Annotated in this window: 14 protein-coding genes; 5 read left to right on the top strand and 9 right to left on the bottom strand. The window is 69.5% G+C overall.

Features of this window, described 5'->3' with window-relative positions:
* The 5 genes from pgl to tkt form a co-directional block, all read right to left on the bottom strand.
* On the bottom strand, nt 1-748 hold a 748-nt coding region (gene pgl, locus ABZ656_RS22755; protein WP_360270090.1), incomplete at its 3' end, for a 6-phosphogluconolactonase.
* Nucleotides 745-1,794: a glucose-6-phosphate dehydrogenase assembly protein OpcA gene (gene opcA, locus ABZ656_RS22750; RefSeq protein WP_360270088.1), complete on the bottom strand. Its 1,050-nt coding sequence runs from the start codon at nt 1,792-1,794 to the stop codon at nt 745-747. The genes pgl and opcA, both read right to left, overlap by 4 nt.
* A complete protein-coding gene (gene zwf / locus ABZ656_RS22745; RefSeq protein WP_101405810.1) occupies nt 1,791-3,314 on the bottom strand; it encodes a glucose-6-phosphate dehydrogenase in 1,524 nt (507 codons plus the stop codon). The genes opcA and zwf overlap by 4 nt, the downstream gene beginning before the upstream one ends.
* A 4-nt stretch (nt 3,315-3,318) precedes the next feature.
* Complete coding sequence (gene tal / locus ABZ656_RS22740) at nt 3,319-4,437, bottom strand: transaldolase (RefSeq protein ID WP_101405811.1); 1,119 nt, start codon at nt 4,435-4,437, stop codon at nt 3,319-3,321.
* 34 nt (nt 4,438-4,471) lie between these two features.
* Entirely contained in the window at nt 4,472-6,559 is a 2,088-nt protein-coding gene (gene tkt, locus ABZ656_RS22735) for a transketolase (protein WP_101405812.1), read from the bottom strand.
* 378 nt (nt 6,560-6,937) lie between these two features.
* Between tkt and ABZ656_RS22730 the strand changes: the two genes are divergently transcribed.
* From ABZ656_RS22730 to ABZ656_RS22720, 3 genes are all read left to right on the top strand, one after another.
* Nucleotides 6,938-7,891 carry a heme o synthase gene (locus tag ABZ656_RS22730; RefSeq protein ID WP_168500946.1) on the top strand — a complete coding sequence of 318 codons (954 nt, stop codon included), beginning with the start codon at nt 6,938-6,940 and terminating at the stop codon, nt 7,889-7,891.
* A gap of 94 nt (nt 7,892-7,985) precedes the next feature.
* Nucleotides 7,986-8,342: a hypothetical protein gene (locus ABZ656_RS22725; RefSeq protein WP_101405814.1), complete on the top strand. Its 357-nt coding sequence runs from the start codon at nt 7,986-7,988 to the stop codon at nt 8,340-8,342.
* 160 nt (nt 8,343-8,502) lie between these two features.
* The gene (locus ABZ656_RS22720; RefSeq protein ID WP_360270084.1) at nt 8,503-9,609 is read left to right on the top strand and encodes an amidohydrolase family protein; all 1,107 of its coding nucleotides are present in this window, start codon (nt 8,503-8,505) and stop codon (nt 9,607-9,609) included.
* A 30-nt stretch (nt 9,610-9,639) separates the two neighbouring features.
* On the opposite strand, the gene ABZ656_RS22715 is transcribed toward ABZ656_RS22720, so the two are convergent.
* The 4 genes from ABZ656_RS22715 to ABZ656_RS22700 form a co-directional block, all read right to left on the bottom strand.
* Nucleotides 9,640-10,647, bottom strand: coding sequence for a COX15/CtaA family protein (locus ABZ656_RS22715; RefSeq protein WP_101405816.1), 1,008 nt, complete (start codon nt 10,645-10,647; stop codon nt 9,640-9,642).
* Nucleotides 10,648-10,718: 71 nt separating this feature from the next.
* On the bottom strand, nt 10,719-11,435 hold the full coding sequence (locus ABZ656_RS22710) for an ABC transporter permease (RefSeq protein WP_360270094.1): 717 nt from the start codon (nt 11,433-11,435) through the stop codon (nt 10,719-10,721).
* A gap of 50 nt (nt 11,436-11,485) precedes the next feature.
* Nucleotides 11,486-12,409 carry an ABC transporter ATP-binding protein gene (locus ABZ656_RS22705; RefSeq protein WP_101405817.1) on the bottom strand — a complete coding sequence of 308 codons (924 nt, stop codon included), beginning with the start codon at nt 12,407-12,409 and terminating at the stop codon, nt 11,486-11,488.
* A 46-nt stretch (nt 12,410-12,455) separates the two neighbouring features.
* The gene (locus ABZ656_RS22700) at nt 12,456-13,286 is read right to left on the bottom strand and encodes an AAC(3) family N-acetyltransferase (RefSeq protein ID WP_101405818.1); all 831 of its coding nucleotides are present in this window, start codon (nt 13,284-13,286) and stop codon (nt 12,456-12,458) included.
* A 161-nt stretch (nt 13,287-13,447) separates the two neighbouring features.
* Here ABZ656_RS22700 and ABZ656_RS22695 point away from each other — a divergent pair, with 161 nt between their 5' ends.
* Both ABZ656_RS22695 and sufB read left to right on the top strand, forming a co-directional pair.
* Nucleotides 13,448-14,200 (top strand): metalloregulator ArsR/SmtB family transcription factor, encoded by a 753-nt coding sequence (locus tag ABZ656_RS22695; protein ID WP_101405819.1) that lies wholly within the window; start codon nt 13,448-13,450, stop codon nt 14,198-14,200.
* Nucleotides 14,197-15,621 carry a Fe-S cluster assembly protein SufB gene (gene sufB, locus ABZ656_RS22690; protein WP_101405820.1) on the top strand — a complete coding sequence of 475 codons (1,425 nt, stop codon included), beginning with the start codon at nt 14,197-14,199 and terminating at the stop codon, nt 15,619-15,621. The genes ABZ656_RS22695 and sufB overlap by 4 nt, the downstream gene beginning before the upstream one ends.
* Nucleotides 15,622-15,646 lie beyond the last annotated feature (25 nt).

The following is a 15,646-nucleotide window of genomic DNA, read 5'->3' as shown; positions in this document are numbered from 1 at the left end:
GCGGGGTGGCCGCTGCCGCGTCCAGGAGCCACAGGGTGCGGGAGCGGCCGTGGGCTCCGGCCGCCGGGGCCTGCACCTCGCCCGCGCCCGAGAGGGCGATCGCCGCGGCCTGCGCCTTGTCCTCGCCGGCCGCCAGCAACCAGACCTCACGGGCGGAGCGGATCGCGGGCAGGGTGAGCGTGACCCGGGTCGGCGGGGGCTTGGGGGCGCCGTGCACGCCCACCACCGTCCGCTCCGTCTCACGGACCGCGGGCAGCTCCGGGAAGAGCGAGGCCACGTGGGTGTCCGGGCCGACGCCCAGCATCAGGACGTCGAACGAGGGCACGGAACCGTGGTTCTCGGGGCCCGCGGACTTCGCGAGCTCGGCCGCGTACGCCTCCGCCGCCGCGTCCACGTCGGCACCGTAGGGACCGTCGGACGCGGGCATCGGATGCACCCGCGCGGGGTCCACCGGCACCGAGTCCAGCAGCGCCGCACGGGCCTGGGTGTCGTTGCGGTCCGGATCGCCCTCGGGCAGGAACCGCTCGTCACCCCACCACAGGTCGATACGGCCCCAGTCGACGGCGTCCCGGGCGGGCGCGGCCGCGAGCGCCGCGAGGAGCCCGTTGCCGTTGCGCCCGCCGGTGAGGACCACCGAGGCGTAGCCGCGCGAGGCCTGCGCGTCCACGACCTTGGTGATCAGCCGGGCCGCGGCGGCCTGGGCCATCAGCTCCTTGTCGCGGTGCACGACGAGCTGCGGAGTGTTCACTTGGCGGCCGCCTTCTTCGCAGGGGCCTTCGCAGGGGCCTTCTTCGCGGGCGCCTTGGCGGCGGCGGTCTTGGCGGCCGCCTTCGCCGTGGCCGGCTCCTCCCCGACGGCGTCGGCCGCCGCCCCGTTCAGCCGGTCCACTCCGTACCGCAGCGCCGACGCGTAGGTGTCGTCCGGGTCGAGCCGGCGCAGCTCCTCCGCGATCAGCTCCGAGGTGTCGCGGCGCTTGAGCGCCACCGCACGGTCGGGCTGGCCCTCGATGGAGAGGGTCGCCAGGGTGCCGTCGGCGCGGTCCAGCGTGATCGGGCCGCAGCTCGTTTCCATACGGACGGCGGTGAGGCCGGGGCCGGAGGACTTGGACCGCTTGACGGGGACGTCCAGCCGGTCCGCGAGCCACATGGCGAGCAGCTCCACGCTCGGGTTGAACTCCTCGCCCTCCACCTCGACCGCGTTCACGTCACAGATGACCTGGTCGAGGGCGGCGGCCAGCATCGAGCGCCAGGGCGTGATGCGGGTCCAGGAGAGGTCGGTGTCCCCGGGGGTGTAGGCGTCGGCACGAGCGTTGAGCTCGCGTACGGGCGCCTCGGCGGCGTAGGTGTCGGTGACGCGGCGCTGGGCCAGCTTTCCGAGCGGGTCGTTGGCCGGGTCGAGCGGCGCGCTCACCGGCCACCAGACGACGACCGGCGCGTCCGGCAGCAGCAGCGGCAGGACGACCGAGTCGGCGTGGTCGGCGACCTCGCCGTACAGCCGCAGCACGACCGTCTCGCCGGTGCCCGCGTCCGCGCCGACCCGCACCTCGGCGTCGAGGCGCGACTTCGTGCGGTCGCGGGGCGAGCGGGAGACGCGCTTGATGACCACGAGGGTGCGCGAGGGGTGCTCGCGGGAGGCCTCGTTGGCGGCCTTCAGGGCGTCGTAGGCGTTCTCCTCGTCGGTGACGATGACGAGGGTGAGCACCATGCCGACGGCGGGGGTGCCGATGGCGCGGCGCCCCTGCACCAGCGCCTTGTTGATCTTGCTGGCCGTGGTGTCCGTGAGGTCTATCTTCATGGGCGACGCCAGCTCCGTCCGTCTCGCTCGAGCATTTCGTCGGCCTCGACGGGGCCCCACGTGCCCGAGGGGTACTGCGCGGGCTTGCCGTGCTTGTCCCAGTACTGCTCGATCGGGTCGAGGATCTTCCAGGACAGCTCGACCTCCTCGGTGCGCGGGAAGAGGTTCGAGTCGCCCAGCAGGACGTCCAGGATCAGGCGCTCGTACGCCTCCGGGCTCGACTCCGTGAAGGACTCGCCGTAGGCGAAGTCCATGGAGACGTCCCGGATCTCCATCGAGGTGCCGGGCACCTTGGAGCCGAAGCGGACCGTGATGCCCTCGTCGGGCTGGACGCGGATGACGATCGCGTTCTGGCCCAGTTCCTCCGTCGCCGTGTGGTCGAAGGGGGAGTGCGGGGCGCGCTGGAAGACCACGGCGATCTCGGTGACGCGGCGGCCCAGACGCTTGCCGGTACGCAGGTAGAAGGGGACGCCCGCCCAGCGGCGGTTGTCCACCTCGACCTTGATCGCGGCATAGGTGTCGGTCTTCGACTTGGGGTCGATGCCGTCTTCCTGGAGATAGCCGACGGCCTTCTCGCCGCCCTGCCAGCCGGCCGCGTACTGCCCGCGGACGGTGTCGCGGCCCAGGTCCCGGGGGATCCGGACCGCGCCGAGGACCTTGGTCTTCTCGGCGGCGAGGGCGTCCGCGTCGAAGGAGGCGGGCTCCTCCATGGCGGTCAGGGCCATCAGCTGCAGGAGGTGGTTCTGGATGACGTCCCGGGCGGCGCCGATGCCGTCGTAGTAGCCGGCACGGCCGCCGATGCCGATGTCCTCGGCCATGGTGATCTGGATGTGGTCGACGAAGGACCGGTTCCAGATCGGCTCGAACATCGTGTTGGCGAAGCGGAGCGCCAGAATGTTCTGGACGGTTTCCTTGCCGAGGTAGTGGTCGATGCGGAAGACCTGGTCCGAGGAGAAGACCTCGTGCACGATCGCGTTGAGCTCCTCGGCCGACTTCAGGTCGTGGCCGAAGGGCTTCTCGATGACCGCGCGCCGCCAGGAGCCGTTCGACTGGTCCGCCAGGTGGTGCTTCTTCAGCTGCTGGATGACCACCGGGAAGGCGGACGGCGGCACGGAGAGGTAGAAGGCGAAGTTGCCGCCCGTGCCCTGTGCCTTGTCCAGCTCGTCGATCGTGGCGCGCAGCCGCTCGAACGAGTCGTCGTCGTCGAAGGTGCCCTGGACGAAGCGCATCCCCTGGATGAGCTGCTGCCAGACCTCCTCGCGGAACTCCGTACGGGCGTGTTCCTTGACGGCGTCGTGGACCTCCTGGGCGAAGTCCTCGTTCTTCCACTCGCGGCGGGCGAAGCCGACGAGCGAGAAGCCCGGCGGCAGCAGCCCGCGGTTGGCGAGGTCGTACACGGCGGGCATCAGCTTTTTACGTGACAAATCGCCCGTGACGCCGAAGATGACCAGGCCCGACGGCCCCGCGATACGCGGGAGCCGTCGGTCTGCGGGGTCACGCAGCGGGTTGCTGCTTGACAAGGTTTCAGCCCTCCGAAGGGGCGAGGCGCTTGAGCTCCGCCTCTGTGGACTTGAGCAGGTCGTTCCAGGACGCCGCGAACTTCTCGACGCCCTCGTCCTCCAGGAGCTGGACCACGTCGTCGTACGAGATCCCGAGCTTCTCGACCGCGTCGAGTTCGGCGCGGGACTGCTCGTACGTACCGGCGATGGTGTTGCCGGTGATGTCGCCGTGGTCCTCGGTGGCCTGCAGGGTGGCCTCCGGCATGGTGTTCACCGTGTTCGGCGCCACCAGATCGTCGACGTACAGGGTGTCCTTGTACGCCGGGTCCTTGACGCCGGTCGACGCCCACAGCGGGCGCTGCTTGTTGGCCTGCGCCTTGTCGAGGGCGGCCCAGCGGTCGGAGGAGAAGACCTCCTCGTACGCCTCGTAGGCGAGCCGGGCGTTGGCGAGAGCCGCCTTGCCGCGGGCTGCCTTGGCCTCGGGGGTGCCCAGGGCGTCGAGCCGCTTGTCGATCTCGGTGTCCACGCGGGACACGAAGAAGGACGCCACCGAGTGGATCTTGGAAAGGTCCAGGCCCGCGGCCTTCGCCTTCTCCAGACCCGCCAGGTAGGCGTCCATGACCTCGCGGTAGCGCTCCAGCGAGAAGATCAGCGTGACGTTGACGCTGATGCCCCTGCCGATGACCTCGGTGATCGCGGGCAGGCCCGCCTTCGTCGCCGGGATCTTGATGAGCGTGTTCGGGCGGTCCACCAGCCAGGCCAGCTGCTTGGCCTCGGCGATGGTCGCCGCGGTGTTGTGGGCCAGGCGCGGGTCGACCTCGATGGAGACCCGGCCGTCCTGGCCCTGCGTCGCGTCGAAGACCGGGCGCAGGATGTCGGCGGCGTCACGGACGTCCGCCGTCGTGATCATGCGGATGGCCTCGTCGACGGTGACCTTGCGGGCGGCGAGATCGGTGAGCTGCTGCTCGTAGCCGTCGCCGCTGCTGATCGCCTTCTGGAAGATCGACGGGTTGGTGGTGACGCCCACGACGTGCTGCTGGTCGATCAGTTCGGCGAGGTTGCCGGACGTGATCCGCTTGCGCGACAGGTCGTCCAGCCAGATCGCGACGCCTTCCTCGGAGAGGCGCTTGAGTGCGTCTGTCATGGAAATTGCATCTCCTACGTGTCGTATATCAGCGTCAGCGCTGGGCTGCGGCGATCGATTCCCGGGCGGCGTCGGCGACGTTCTCGGCAGTGAAGCCGAATTCACGGAAGAGGACCTTGCCGTCGGCCGAAGCACCGAAGTGCTCCAGCGAAACAATGCGTCCCGCGTCCCCGACGAACCGGTGCCAGGTCAGACCGATACCGGCCTCGATCGAGACGCGCGCCTTCACCGACGGCGGCAGGACGCTGTCCCGGTACCCCTGGTCCTGCTCCTCGAACCACTCCACGCACGGCATGGACACGACCCGCGTCGGGACGCCCGCGGCCTGGAGCTGCTCGCGCGCCTCCACCGCCACGTGCACCTCGGAACCGGTGGCGATGAGGATGACCTCCGGCTCGCCGCCCTCGGCCTCGAAGCGGACGTAACCGCCCTTGACCGTGTTCTCGTCGGCCTCGTACGTCGGCACGCCCTGACGGGTCAGCGCGAGGCCGTGCGGAGCGCCCTTGCCGAAGACCTTCGTGTAGCGCCTCAGGATCTCGCGCCAGGCGATCGCGGTCTCGTTGGCGTCCGCGGGACGGACGACGTTGAGGCCGGGGATGGCACGCAGCGAGGCCAGGTGCTCGACCGGCTGGTGGGTCGGGCCGTCCTCACCGAGACCGATGGAGTCGTGCGTCCACACGTACGTCACCGGCAGGTGCATCAGCGCGGACAGACGCACGGCGTTGCGCATGTAGTCGGAGAACACCAGGAAGGTGCCGCCGTAGACACGGGTGTTGCCGTGCAGCGTGATGCCGTTCATCTCCGCGGCCATGGAGTGCTCGCGGATGCCGAAGTGGATCGTGCGGCCGTACGGGTCGGCCTCCGGCAGCGGGTTGTCGGCCGGCAGGAACGAGGAGTTCGGGTCGATCGTCGTGTTGTTCGAGCCCGCGAGGTCGGCGGAGCCGCCCCACAGCTCGGGGATGACCGCACCGAGAGCCTGCAGCACCTTGCCGGACGCGGCACGGGTGGCGACACCCTTGCCCGCCTCGAACGCCGGGAGCTTCTCCTCCCAGCCGGCCGGCAGCTCGCACGCGGCGATCCGGTCGAACTCGGCGGCACGCTCGGGCTGAGCGGTGCGCCACTCCTGGAAGCCCTTCTCCCACTCGGCCTTCGCCTCACGACCGCGGTCGAGAGCCTGGCGGGTGTGCGCGAGAACCTCGGCGGCGACATCGAAGGACTTCTCCGGGTCGAAGCCCAGGACGCGCTTGGTGGCCGCGACCTCGTCCTCGCCGAGCGCCGAGCCGTGCGCGGCCTCGGTGTTCTGCGCGTGCGGAGCGGGCCAGGCGATGATCGAGCGCATCGCGATGAACGACGGCTTGTCCGTCACCTTCTTCGCGGCCTCGATGGCGTTGTAGACGGCGTGCGGGTCGATGTCGCCGTCCGGCTTCGGAGCGACGCGCTGCACGTGCCAGCCGTACGCCTCGTACCGCTTGACGGTCTCCTCGGAGACCGCCGTCTCGGTGTCGCCCTCGATCGAGATGTGGTTGTCGTCCCACAGCAGGACCAGGTTGCCGAGCTTCTGGTGACCGGCCAGGGAGGACGCCTCGTGCGAGATGCCCTCCTGCAGGCAGCCGTCACCGGCGATCGCGTAGATGAAGTGGTCGAAGGGGGACTCGCCCTGCGCCGTGTCCGGGTCGAACAGACCGCGCTCGTAGCGGGCGGCCATCGCCATGCCCACCGCGTTCGCGACACCCTGCCCGAGCGGGCCGGTCGTCGTCTCCACACCCGGAGTGTGTCCGTACTCCGGGTGGCCCGGAGTACGGGAGCCCCACGTCCGGAAGGACTCCAGATCATCCAGCTCCAGGCCGAACCCGGCCAGGTAGAGCTGCGTGTAGAGGGTCAGGGACGAGTGGCCCGCGGACAGCACGAAGCGGTCACGTCCGGTCCAGTCGGGATCCGCCGGGTCGTGCCGCATCACCTTCTGAAAGAGGGTGTACGCGGCAGGCGCCAGACTCATGGCCGTACCGGGATGGCCGTTTCCGACCTTCTGTACGGCATCGGCGGCCAGGACGCGGGCGGTGTCGACGGCCCGCTGGTCCAACTCGGTCCACTCGAGGTCTGTGGTGGTCGGCTTGGTGCTCACCCTGGGTCAGGGCTCCTCTCCACATGTCACGCATGTCGAATGCCGGTGCACTGGGCGCCCACCGGCCGTTGTCGAGCCTACCCCCGTAGGTACGCGCGTTTTTTCGAGTCATTCCAGACTGCCGGGACTCTCCGGGATCCGCCTCCCGACTGGTCCGATCCGTGTTCGGCAACTGAATACGGAGCCGCTCGTAAGAGTGCTCAATCGAGCTCCGTCACGCCCGTTGTGCAGGCTCTCTTCCCTCGCTGGTGCGGCCGCTCCCAACACGACCCCACCCCCGCGAAGGCCGAGGTATAGGCAACGTCTACAGTGGCGTGGTACGCGCGAGCCTTTACGGGGAGTTCACACCCGGGGCTTGCTGGGATGTCTCTGTCAGGGGTGTGCGTGACGGCCGTCGAATCCCGTCCAGCGGGGGTGCTCGGGACGAGCAGCAGCCCAAGCCACCGGCCGTTCGGGGCCCGTGTCAAGGCGTTCGTGGCGCTGACCAAGCCGCGAATCATCGAACTGTTGCTGATCACCACCGTTCCGGTGATGTTCCTGGCCCAGCAGGGTGTACCCGACCTCAAGCTGGTCCTGCTCACCTGCCTCGGAGGTTTTCTGTCGGCGGGCGGCGCCAACGCGCTGAACATGTACATCGACCGCGACATCGACGCTCTGATGGAGCGCACCTCGCAGCGCCCGCTGGTCACCGGCATGGTCAGTCCACGCGAGTGCCTCGCCTTCGGGATCACGCTGGCGGTCGTCTCGACCCTGCTGTTCGGACTGACCGTCAACTGGCTGTCCGCCTGGCTGTCACTCGGAGCGCTCCTTTTCTACGTCGTCGTTTACACGATGATCCTCAAGCGGCGCACCTCCCAGAACATTGTCTGGGGCGGCATCGCCGGCTGCCTTCCGGTGCTCATCGGCTGGTCGTCCGTCACCAACTCCATGTCGTGGGCGCCGGTCATCCTCTTCCTCGTCATGTTCTTCTGGACGCCGCCGCACTACTGGCCGCTGTCCATGAAGGTGAAGGACGACTACGCGCGCGTGGGCGTGCCGATGCTCCCGGTCGTCGCCTCCAACAAGGTGGTCGCCCGCCAGATCGTCATCTACAGCTGGGTGATGGTCGCGGTCTCGCTGCTGCTCACCCCGCTCGGCTACACGGGCTGGTTCTACACGCTGGTCGCGCTCGGCGCGGGCGGGTTCTGGCTGTGGGAGGCGCACGGTCTGCAGAACCGCGCCAAGGCCGAGGTGACCGGCGGGAAGCTCAAGGAGATGCGGCTGTTCCACTGGTCCATCACCTATGTGTCGCTCCTGTTCGTGGCGGTCGCGGTGGACCCCTTCCTGCGCTAGGACGGCTCCCTGCTCCTTGACGGGCGGGGTACGTGGGCTAAGCCACGTACCCCGCCCGTCGCCGTTTGATCTACCCGTCGGTAGCATCCTGGCCATGGCAGACACGCAGCAGGTTGACGAGACCACCGGCGCCGCCCAGGACGTCAAGGCCGAGCGCAAGGCGGCCAAGCTCGCCCAGCGGATCAACGCCTTCGCCAAGGAGCACGGCGGGACCGAGGGGCACGTCGAGTACATCGGACAGCGCGGCGCCCGGATCGTCCTCGTCGGTGCGGACGGTGCCTGGGGGGACGTGGTGGCGCCGACCTACACGATTGCCGAAGAGGCCGTGAAGAAGGCCGGGATCACTGTTCACGAGGCGTTCGACGGTGAGTTCGCGGCGAAGGTCAGGACGGGGCCGTACGAGTGGAAGAGGATGGCAGGGATCCAGCTTGGGGCGCCGAGTAACGGCTGACAGTATCTGTTATCTGTCACCTGATAGTTGATATCCGTCATCTGATATCCGCCGGCTGATATCCGTCAGCTGTTGTACGGCTTGCGCTTCACCAACACCTGACGCCCGCCTCACCCGTTAGGACCTGAAGAACGCAACGGTCCAGTCGCGGGGAGTCCGGATGATCGAAACGCCGTCCCTGGTGGACCAGTACTGCCACGGCGTACTGAGGACGGAGCTGGGCCTCGGCACCTTCGAGGCCCACCTCGCCAGAACCGAGGGCCCCCCGGCCCCCGGCACCACCTTCTTCGACACCCAGACCGGCTTCGCGGTACGCCGTTGGTGCCCGCCCCTGCTCGGCCTGGAACCGCACTGTCCGCCTGCCCGCTATCTGGCCAGGCGTCGCGAACTCGGCGTCCTGGAGTCGGGGCGCAGACTCCTGCGTGGTAGCGGCATCACGACGTATCTCGTCGACACGGGGCTGCCCGGGGACCTGACGGGACCGGGCGAGATGGCCTCGACCGGCGCGGCCCACGCCCATGAGATCGTCCGCCTGGAGCTGTTGGCGGAACAGGTCGCGGACACCTCGGGCACCGTCGAGTCCTTCCTCGCCAATCTCGCCGAGTCCGTCCACGGAGCCGCCGCGAACGCTGTCGCCTTCACGTCGGTCGCGGGGGGACGGCACGGTCTGGCGCTCGCACCCGAGCCGCCGGGACCCGGAGAGGTGCGGGGCGCGGCGGGCCGCTGGCTGGCGGGCCGCCGGGTGGGCGGGACGCTGAGCGACCCGGTCCTGCTGCGGCACTTACTGTGGATCGCGGTCGCCTCGGGCCTGCCTCTCCAGCTCCACGCTGGCCTGGGCGAACCCGGTCTGCGCATCGACCGCACCGACCCCGTCCTGCTCACCGACTTCGCCCGTGCCACGGCGGGGCTCGGCACGGATCTCGTCCTCCTGCACGGCTACCCGTACCACCGTCACGCGGCGCACCTCGCCGGGGTCTTCCCGCACGTCTACGCAGACCTGGGTGCGGCCCTGGTGCGTACGGGAGCCCGGGCGGCGGCCGTCCTCTCCGAGATCCTGGAGCTGGCCCCCTTCGGCAAGCTCCTGTTCTCCAGCGGGGCACACGGCCTGCCCGAACTGCACGTCGTCGGCGCCCGCCTGTTCCGCGAGGCGCTCGCCCGGGTGCTGGGCGCCTGGGTCGCCGAGGGCGCCTGGTCGCTGATGGACGCGCAGCGGGTGGCGGGACTGATCGCGGCGGGGAACGCGCGGCGGGTGTACGGAGTGGAGTGAGCCGGTGCCGGATTCCCTGCTACAACCGGCCTACGCGCGCGTGAGCGCCGATTCCGCGGCCGGCCCCGGCAGCTCCGCCGCGTTCTCAGGGCGTTCGCGCAGCGACAGCAGGACCCGCAGCACGCCGATCCACACCAGGCAGGAGCCGAACATGTGGAGGCCGACCAGGGCCTCGGGGAGGTCCGTGAAGTACTGGACGTAGCCGATGACGCCCTGACCGAGCAGGATCAGGAACAGGTCGCGGGTGCGGTCGAGCGGGCCCTTGGGGGCGTCGACGGCCTTGAGGACGAACCACAGGGCGAAGGTCAGCGTGACCACGATCCAGGCCAGCACGGCGTGCAGCTTGGCGACGCTCTCCCAGTTCACGGCCATGCGTTCGACCTCGCTGGAGTCGCCCGCGTGCGGACCCGCGCCGGTGACCACCGTGCCCACCGCGATCAGCAGGATGGCGGCGGCGACCAGGCACCACACGAGCTGCTGCACCGCCTTGCCGACCAGCGGGCGCGGCTCGGCGGAGCCCTCGCGGGTGCGCTGCCACATCACCGTGGCCACCGTGATGAGCGCCGTGGAGAGCAGGAAGTGCGCGGCGACCGTGTAGGGGTTGAGGCCGACCAGGACGACGACGCCGCCGAGGATCGCGTTGCTCATGACGATCCAGAACTGCGCCCAGCCGAGCCGGGTGAGGTCACGCCGCCACGGCTTCTCGGAGCGCGCGGCGATGATCGCCCAGCCGACCGCGGCGCACAGCACGTAGGTCAGCATCCGGTTGGTGAACTCGATGACTCCGTGGAAGCCCATCGCGCTCGTCGTGGTGAGCGAGTCGTCGGTGCACTTGGGCCAGGTCGGGCAGCCGAGGCCCGAGCCGGTCAGCCGGACGGCGCCGCCGGTGACCACGATGACCACCGACATGACGAGCGCGGCGAGGGCCGCTCGTTGCACCGTCCGGGAGGTCGGGGTCCAGCGTTCGGCGATGAGGGCGAGCGGGTTGCGCGCGAAGGCTACGGCGTCGGCTCGGGTCACGTTTGGCACGGGCCCCATCGTAGGCCGCCGCTTGTGCACGCCTTCACGAGGCCCCCGCACCTACGCAAATCGCCACCTCAGCCCGGGAGTCACTCCCAGCGGAAGAACCTGCCCGCCGCTCCCAGGCCCACGACCGCCCACACGGCCAGGATCCCGAGGTCGCCCCACGGCATGCCCGCCCCGTGCTGGAGCACGTCCCGCAGCCCGTCCGAGAGCGCCGAGATGGGCAGCAGGCCGAGCACGTTCTGGGCGCCCGCGGGGAACTTGTCCATCGGGACGATCACCCCGCCGCCCACCAGGAGCAGCAGGAAGACCAGGTTCGCGGCGGCGAGCGTCGCCTCCGCCTTGAGCGTGCCGGCCATCAGCAGGCCCAGGCCCGAGAAGGCGGCCGTGCCCAGGATCAGCAGGAGCAGGACGGCCAGTGGGTTGCCGTGCGGCGACCAGCCCAGCGAGAAGGCGATCACTGTCAGCAGGACGACCTGGAGGACCTCCGTCACCAGCACGGACGCCGTCTTCGCGGTCATCAGGCCCCAGCGGGGCAGCGGGGAGGCGGCGAGCCGCTTCAGGACCCCGTAGCGCCGTTCGAAGCCGGTGGCGATCGCCTGCCCGGTGAAGGCCGTCGACATCACGGCGAGCGCCAGGATGCCGGGGGCCAGGAAGTCGACCGACTTGCCCTTGCCGGTGTCGACGATGTCGACCGAGCTGAAAAGGGCCAGCAGGAGTGTCGGGATGATCACCGTGAGGAGGAGCTGTTCTCCGTTGCGGAGCAGCATCTTCGTCTCGAGCGCGGCCTGCGCGCCGATCATCCGGGGCAGCGGGGCCGCCCCCGGCTTCGGGGTGTAGGTACCGGCGGTGGTCACGAACGCAGCTCCTTGCCGGTCAGTTCCAGAAACACGTCTTCCAGGGTGTGGCGTTCGACGGAGATCTTCTCCGGCATCACGCCGTGCTGCGCGCACCAGGAGGTGACCGTCGCCAGCAGCTGCGGATCGATCTTGCCGCCCACCCGGTACGAGCCGGGCGTCAGCTCCGCGGCCGTACAGTCGGCCGGCAGGGCCTTCAGCAGGGAGCCGACGTCGAGCCCCGGACGGCCGGTGAACCGCAGGGTGTTCTCGGCGCCGCCGCGGCACAGCTCCTCGGGGGAGCCCTGCGCGATGACCTTGCCCGCGTCGATGATCGCGACGTCGTCGGCGAGCTGCTCGGCCTCGTCCATGTAGTGCGTGGTGAGGATGACCGAGACGCCGTCGGCGCGCAGATCGCGGACGAGGTCCCAGGTGGCGCGGCGGGCCTGCGGGTCGAGGCCCGCGGTGGGCTCGTCGAGGAAGACCAGTTCGGGGCGGCCGACCACGGCCATCGCGAGCGCGAGGCGCTGCTGCTGGCCGCCCGAGAGCCGCCGGTAGGTCGTGCGGCCGCAGCTGTCGAGGCCGAGCCGTTCGATGAGCGCGTCCACGTCCAGGGGGTGGGCGTGGAGCTTCGCCACATGGCGGAGCATCTCGTCGGCGCGGGCACCGGAGTAGACCCCGCCGGACTGGAGCATCACGCCGATGCGGGAGCGCAGTTGCCCGGACTGTCTCACCGGGTCGAGGCCCAGGACGCGTACCGTGCCGGAATCCGGCTTCCGGTACCCCTCGCAGGTCTCGACCGTGGTCGTCTTGCCCGCCCCGTTGGGGCCCAGTACGGCGGTGATGCCCGCCTCGGCCACCAGGTCGAGGCCGTCCACCGCGGTCTTGTCGCCGTACCGCTTCACCAGGGCCTGGACCTGGACCACGGGCTCGCTTCGCATGAGGCGCAAGTCTAGGGAGCCGGTCGGGTGATCGGTCGGGCGGGGTTCAGGAGGCGGCCCCGGGCATGACCCATTCCTCCCGGGGGCGGTGCAGCGCCAGCCAGCGCTCCGCGTACGCCACCGCGTCGGCCACCGGGAACAGCCGTACGTCGGCCGCGCCCACCCGGCCCCGTACGACGGGGCGGTCCCGTTCGAAGTCGGAGCCCAGTTCGTCGAAGCGGTCGGAGTCGACGGAGACCTCGGTGACGACCTCCCAGCGGGTCGCTCCCTGCGGGGTGCGCACCGGGCGTCCCACCTCGACGAGCGGGGACGGTATGCGGTATTCGGCCAGGTGGAAGCTGGTGCACGTGTCGTAGCCCGCGCCGAGCAGGAGCACCCGGGCACCGAGGGACTCCAGGCGGGCCAGTGGGCTGCGCTCACCGAGCCGGCAGTCGGGGGCGTGCCACTCGACGATCTCCGCCGCGCGGGGGCCGAGGGCCGCGAAGGAGGTCTGCGGATGGGCGCTGCGCAGGGCGCCGGGCCAGGTGCGGACGGTCTCGGGGACCACGCCGACCCCGCGGCTGGGTGTCACGAGGGGGTCGTACGCGGGCATCGTCGCCCGAATGGGCGACCACCACTCCTCGGGTACGGGCGGATTGCTCCACAGCGCCGGGTCGGAGAGGTCCCCGGACTGGGTGGGGACGACCAGGGTGCCGTCGGGACCGAGGGCGTCGAGCAGTCCCTGGACGACGGCGACGGCGCCGCCGTTGACCCAGCCGAGGGAGCTCAGGGAGGAGTGCGCGAGAAGCGTTTCTCCGGGCTGGACGCCCAGCTCCAGGAGCTGGGCGGCGAGGGTGTCCCGTGTGACGAGTGGGCCGGTCGGAGGGGGTGTCGGCATGGTTCCCGAGTCTTGCGGAGAGCCGGTCCCGAAGCCAGTGAATTGATCGATCAAAGATCGTTTCCGCAGGTCACCTTAGGTAGACCTAAGTGACGCAGCGCACCGCCCCCCTCCGGGGACGCGGCTTGTCAGTCTCTGAGGAATTACGCAACAATGGCGTTGTGAAAAACGTTGGCGAGGCTCGGGAGACCCCCACGGGGGCCCCTCAGGAGGAACTCGCGACCGGTGAGCGTTCGACGCGCAACCGTGTCGCGCGGTCCATCCTGGACCACGGCCCGTCGACCGTGGCCGACCTCGCGGGGCGGCTGGGGCTGACCCAGGCCGCCGTGCGCCGTCATCTCGACGCGCTGGTCGCCGACGACGTGGTGGAAGCACGGGAGCAGCGGGTCTACGGAGCGCGTACGCGCGGCCGCCCCGCCAAGGTGTTCGCCCTGACCGACTGCGGCCGGGACGCCTTCGACCAGTCCTACGACAAGCTCGCCGCGGACGCGATGCGCTGGATCGCGGCGCGCGAGGGCGGGGACGAGGCGGTCGTCGCCTTCGCCCGCGCCCGGATGGCCGCCCAGGCCGAGGCGTACCGCAAGGCCGTCGAGGCCGCCGCGCCGGAGCAGCGCGCCGAAGCGTTGGCCAAGGCCCTGAGTGCGGACGGGTACGCTGCTGCAGCGCGTAGCGCACCGGTCGGCGAGCAGCTCTGCCAGCACCACTGTCCGGTCGCTCATGTCGCCGAGCAGTTCCCGCAGCTGTGCGAGGCGGAGACCGAGATCTTCTCCCAGCTGCTCGGCACCCATGTTCAGCGGCTGGCCACCATCGCCCACGGCGACGGTGTGTGCACCACGTTCATCCCCAAGATTTCCAAGATTTCCGAATCCACCCATAACGCATCTGCAAGTACCGCCGGGAGGAACCCCGCATGACGCTCCCCATCGAGGAGACTGCCCACCCTGAGCTCGAGGGTCTGGGTACGTACGAATACGGCTGGGCCGACTCCGACGTGGCCGGTGCCTCTGCCAAGCGCGGTATCAACGAGGACGTCGTCCGCGACATCTCCGCGAAGAAGAACGAGCCGGAGTGGATGACCAAGCTCCGCCTCAAGGGCCTGCGCCTCTTCGAGAAGAAGCCCATGCCCAACTGGGGCTCGGACCTGTCCGGGATCGACTTCGACAACATCAAGTACTTCGTGCGCTCCACGGAGAAGCAGGCGGAGTCCTGGGAGGACCTGCCCGAGGACATCAAGAACACGTACGACAAGCTCGGCATCCCCGAGGCGGAGAAGCAGCGCCTCGTCGCCGGTGTCGCGGCCCAGTACGAGTCCGAGGTCGTCTACCACCAGATCCGCGAGGACCTGGAGGAGCAGGGCGTCATCTTCCTCGACACCGACACCGCCCTCAAGGAGCACCCGGAGCTCTTCAAGGAGTACTTCGGCACCGTCATCCCGGTCGGCGACAACAAGTTCGCGTCGCTGAACACCGCCGTGTGGTCCGGTGGCTCCTTCATCTACGTGCCGAAGGGCGTGCACGTCGAGATCCCGCTCCAGGCCTACTTCCGTATCAACACGGAGAACATGGGCCAGTTCGAGCGGACGCTGATCATCGTCGACGAGGACGCCTACGTCCACTACGTCGAGGGTTGTACGGCGCCGATCTACAAGTCGGACTCCCTGCACTCCGCGGTGGTCGAGATCATCGTGAAGAAGGGCGCCCGCTGCCGCTACACGACCATCCAGAACTGGTCGAACAACGTCTACAACCTGGTCACCAAGCGCGCCGTGGCGTACGAGGGCGCGACCATGGAGTGGATCGACGGCAACATCGGCTCCAAGGTCACCATGAAGTACCCGGCCGTCTACCTGATGGGCGAGCACGCCAAGGGCGAGACCCTCTCCATCGCCTTCGCGGGCGAGGGCCAGCACCAGGACGCCGGCTCCAAGATGGTCCACATGGCGCCGAACACGTCGTCGAACATCGTGTCGAAGTCCGTGGCGCGCGGTGGCGGTCGTACGTCCTACCGCGGTCTGGTCGAGATCGGCGAGGGCGCCCACGGCTCGAAGTCGAACGTGCTGTGCGACGCGCTGCTCGTCGACACCATCTCCCGCTCCGACACCTACCCGTACGTCGACGTCCGTGAGGACGACGTGTCCATGGGCCACGAGGCGACCGTCTCCAAGGTCTCCGAGGACCAGCTCTTCTACCTGATGAGCCGCGGTCTGACGGAGTTCGAGGCGATGGCGATGATCGTGCGCGGCTTTGTCGAGCCGATCGCCAAGGAACTGCCCATGGAGTACGCGCTTGAACTCAACCGGCTGATCGAGCTGCAGATGGAAGGCGCGGTCGGCTAAGACCCGCCGCCCGGAAACAGCTGGT

The sequence above is a fragment of the Streptomyces sp. NPDC007095 genome, from assembly GCF_040634475.1.
Taxonomy (GTDB): Bacteria; Actinomycetota; Actinomycetes; order Streptomycetales; family Streptomycetaceae; genus Streptomyces.
Note: the sequence above shows the minus strand (reverse complement) of the source record. Positions and strands in the feature narration are given on the sequence as shown.

Bases quoted from the DNA above. Each gene is read 5' to 3' on its own strand.
- opcA (WP_360270088.1), bottom strand. From the start codon at position 1,794: ATGAAGATAGACCTCACGGACACCACGGCCAGCAAGATCAACAAGGCG.
- tal (WP_101405811.1), bottom strand. From the start codon at position 4,437: ATGACAGACGCACTCAAGCGCCTCTCCGAGGAAGGCGTCGCGATCTGG.
- ABZ656_RS22725 (WP_101405814.1), top strand. From the start codon at position 7,986: ATGGCAGACACGCAGCAGGTTGACGAGACCACCGGCGCCGCCCAGGAC.
- ABZ656_RS22720 (WP_360270084.1), top strand. From the start codon at position 8,503: ATGATCGAAACGCCGTCCCTGGTGGACCAGTACTGCCACGGCGTACTG.
- ABZ656_RS22715 (WP_101405816.1), bottom strand. From the start codon at position 10,647: ATGGGGCCCGTGCCAAACGTGACCCGAGCCGACGCCGTAGCCTTCGCG.
- ABZ656_RS22710 (WP_360270094.1), bottom strand. From the start codon at position 11,435: ATGATCGGCGCGCAGGCCGCGCTCGAGACGAAGATGCTGCTCCGCAAC.
- ABZ656_RS22705 (WP_101405817.1), bottom strand. From the start codon at position 12,409: ATGCGAAGCGAGCCCGTGGTCCAGGTCCAGGCCCTGGTGAAGCGGTAC.
- ABZ656_RS22700 (WP_101405818.1), bottom strand. From the start codon at position 13,286: ATGCCGACACCCCCTCCGACCGGCCCACTCGTCACACGGGACACCCTC.
- sufB (WP_101405820.1), top strand. From the start codon at position 14,197: ATGACGCTCCCCATCGAGGAGACTGCCCACCCTGAGCTCGAGGGTCTG.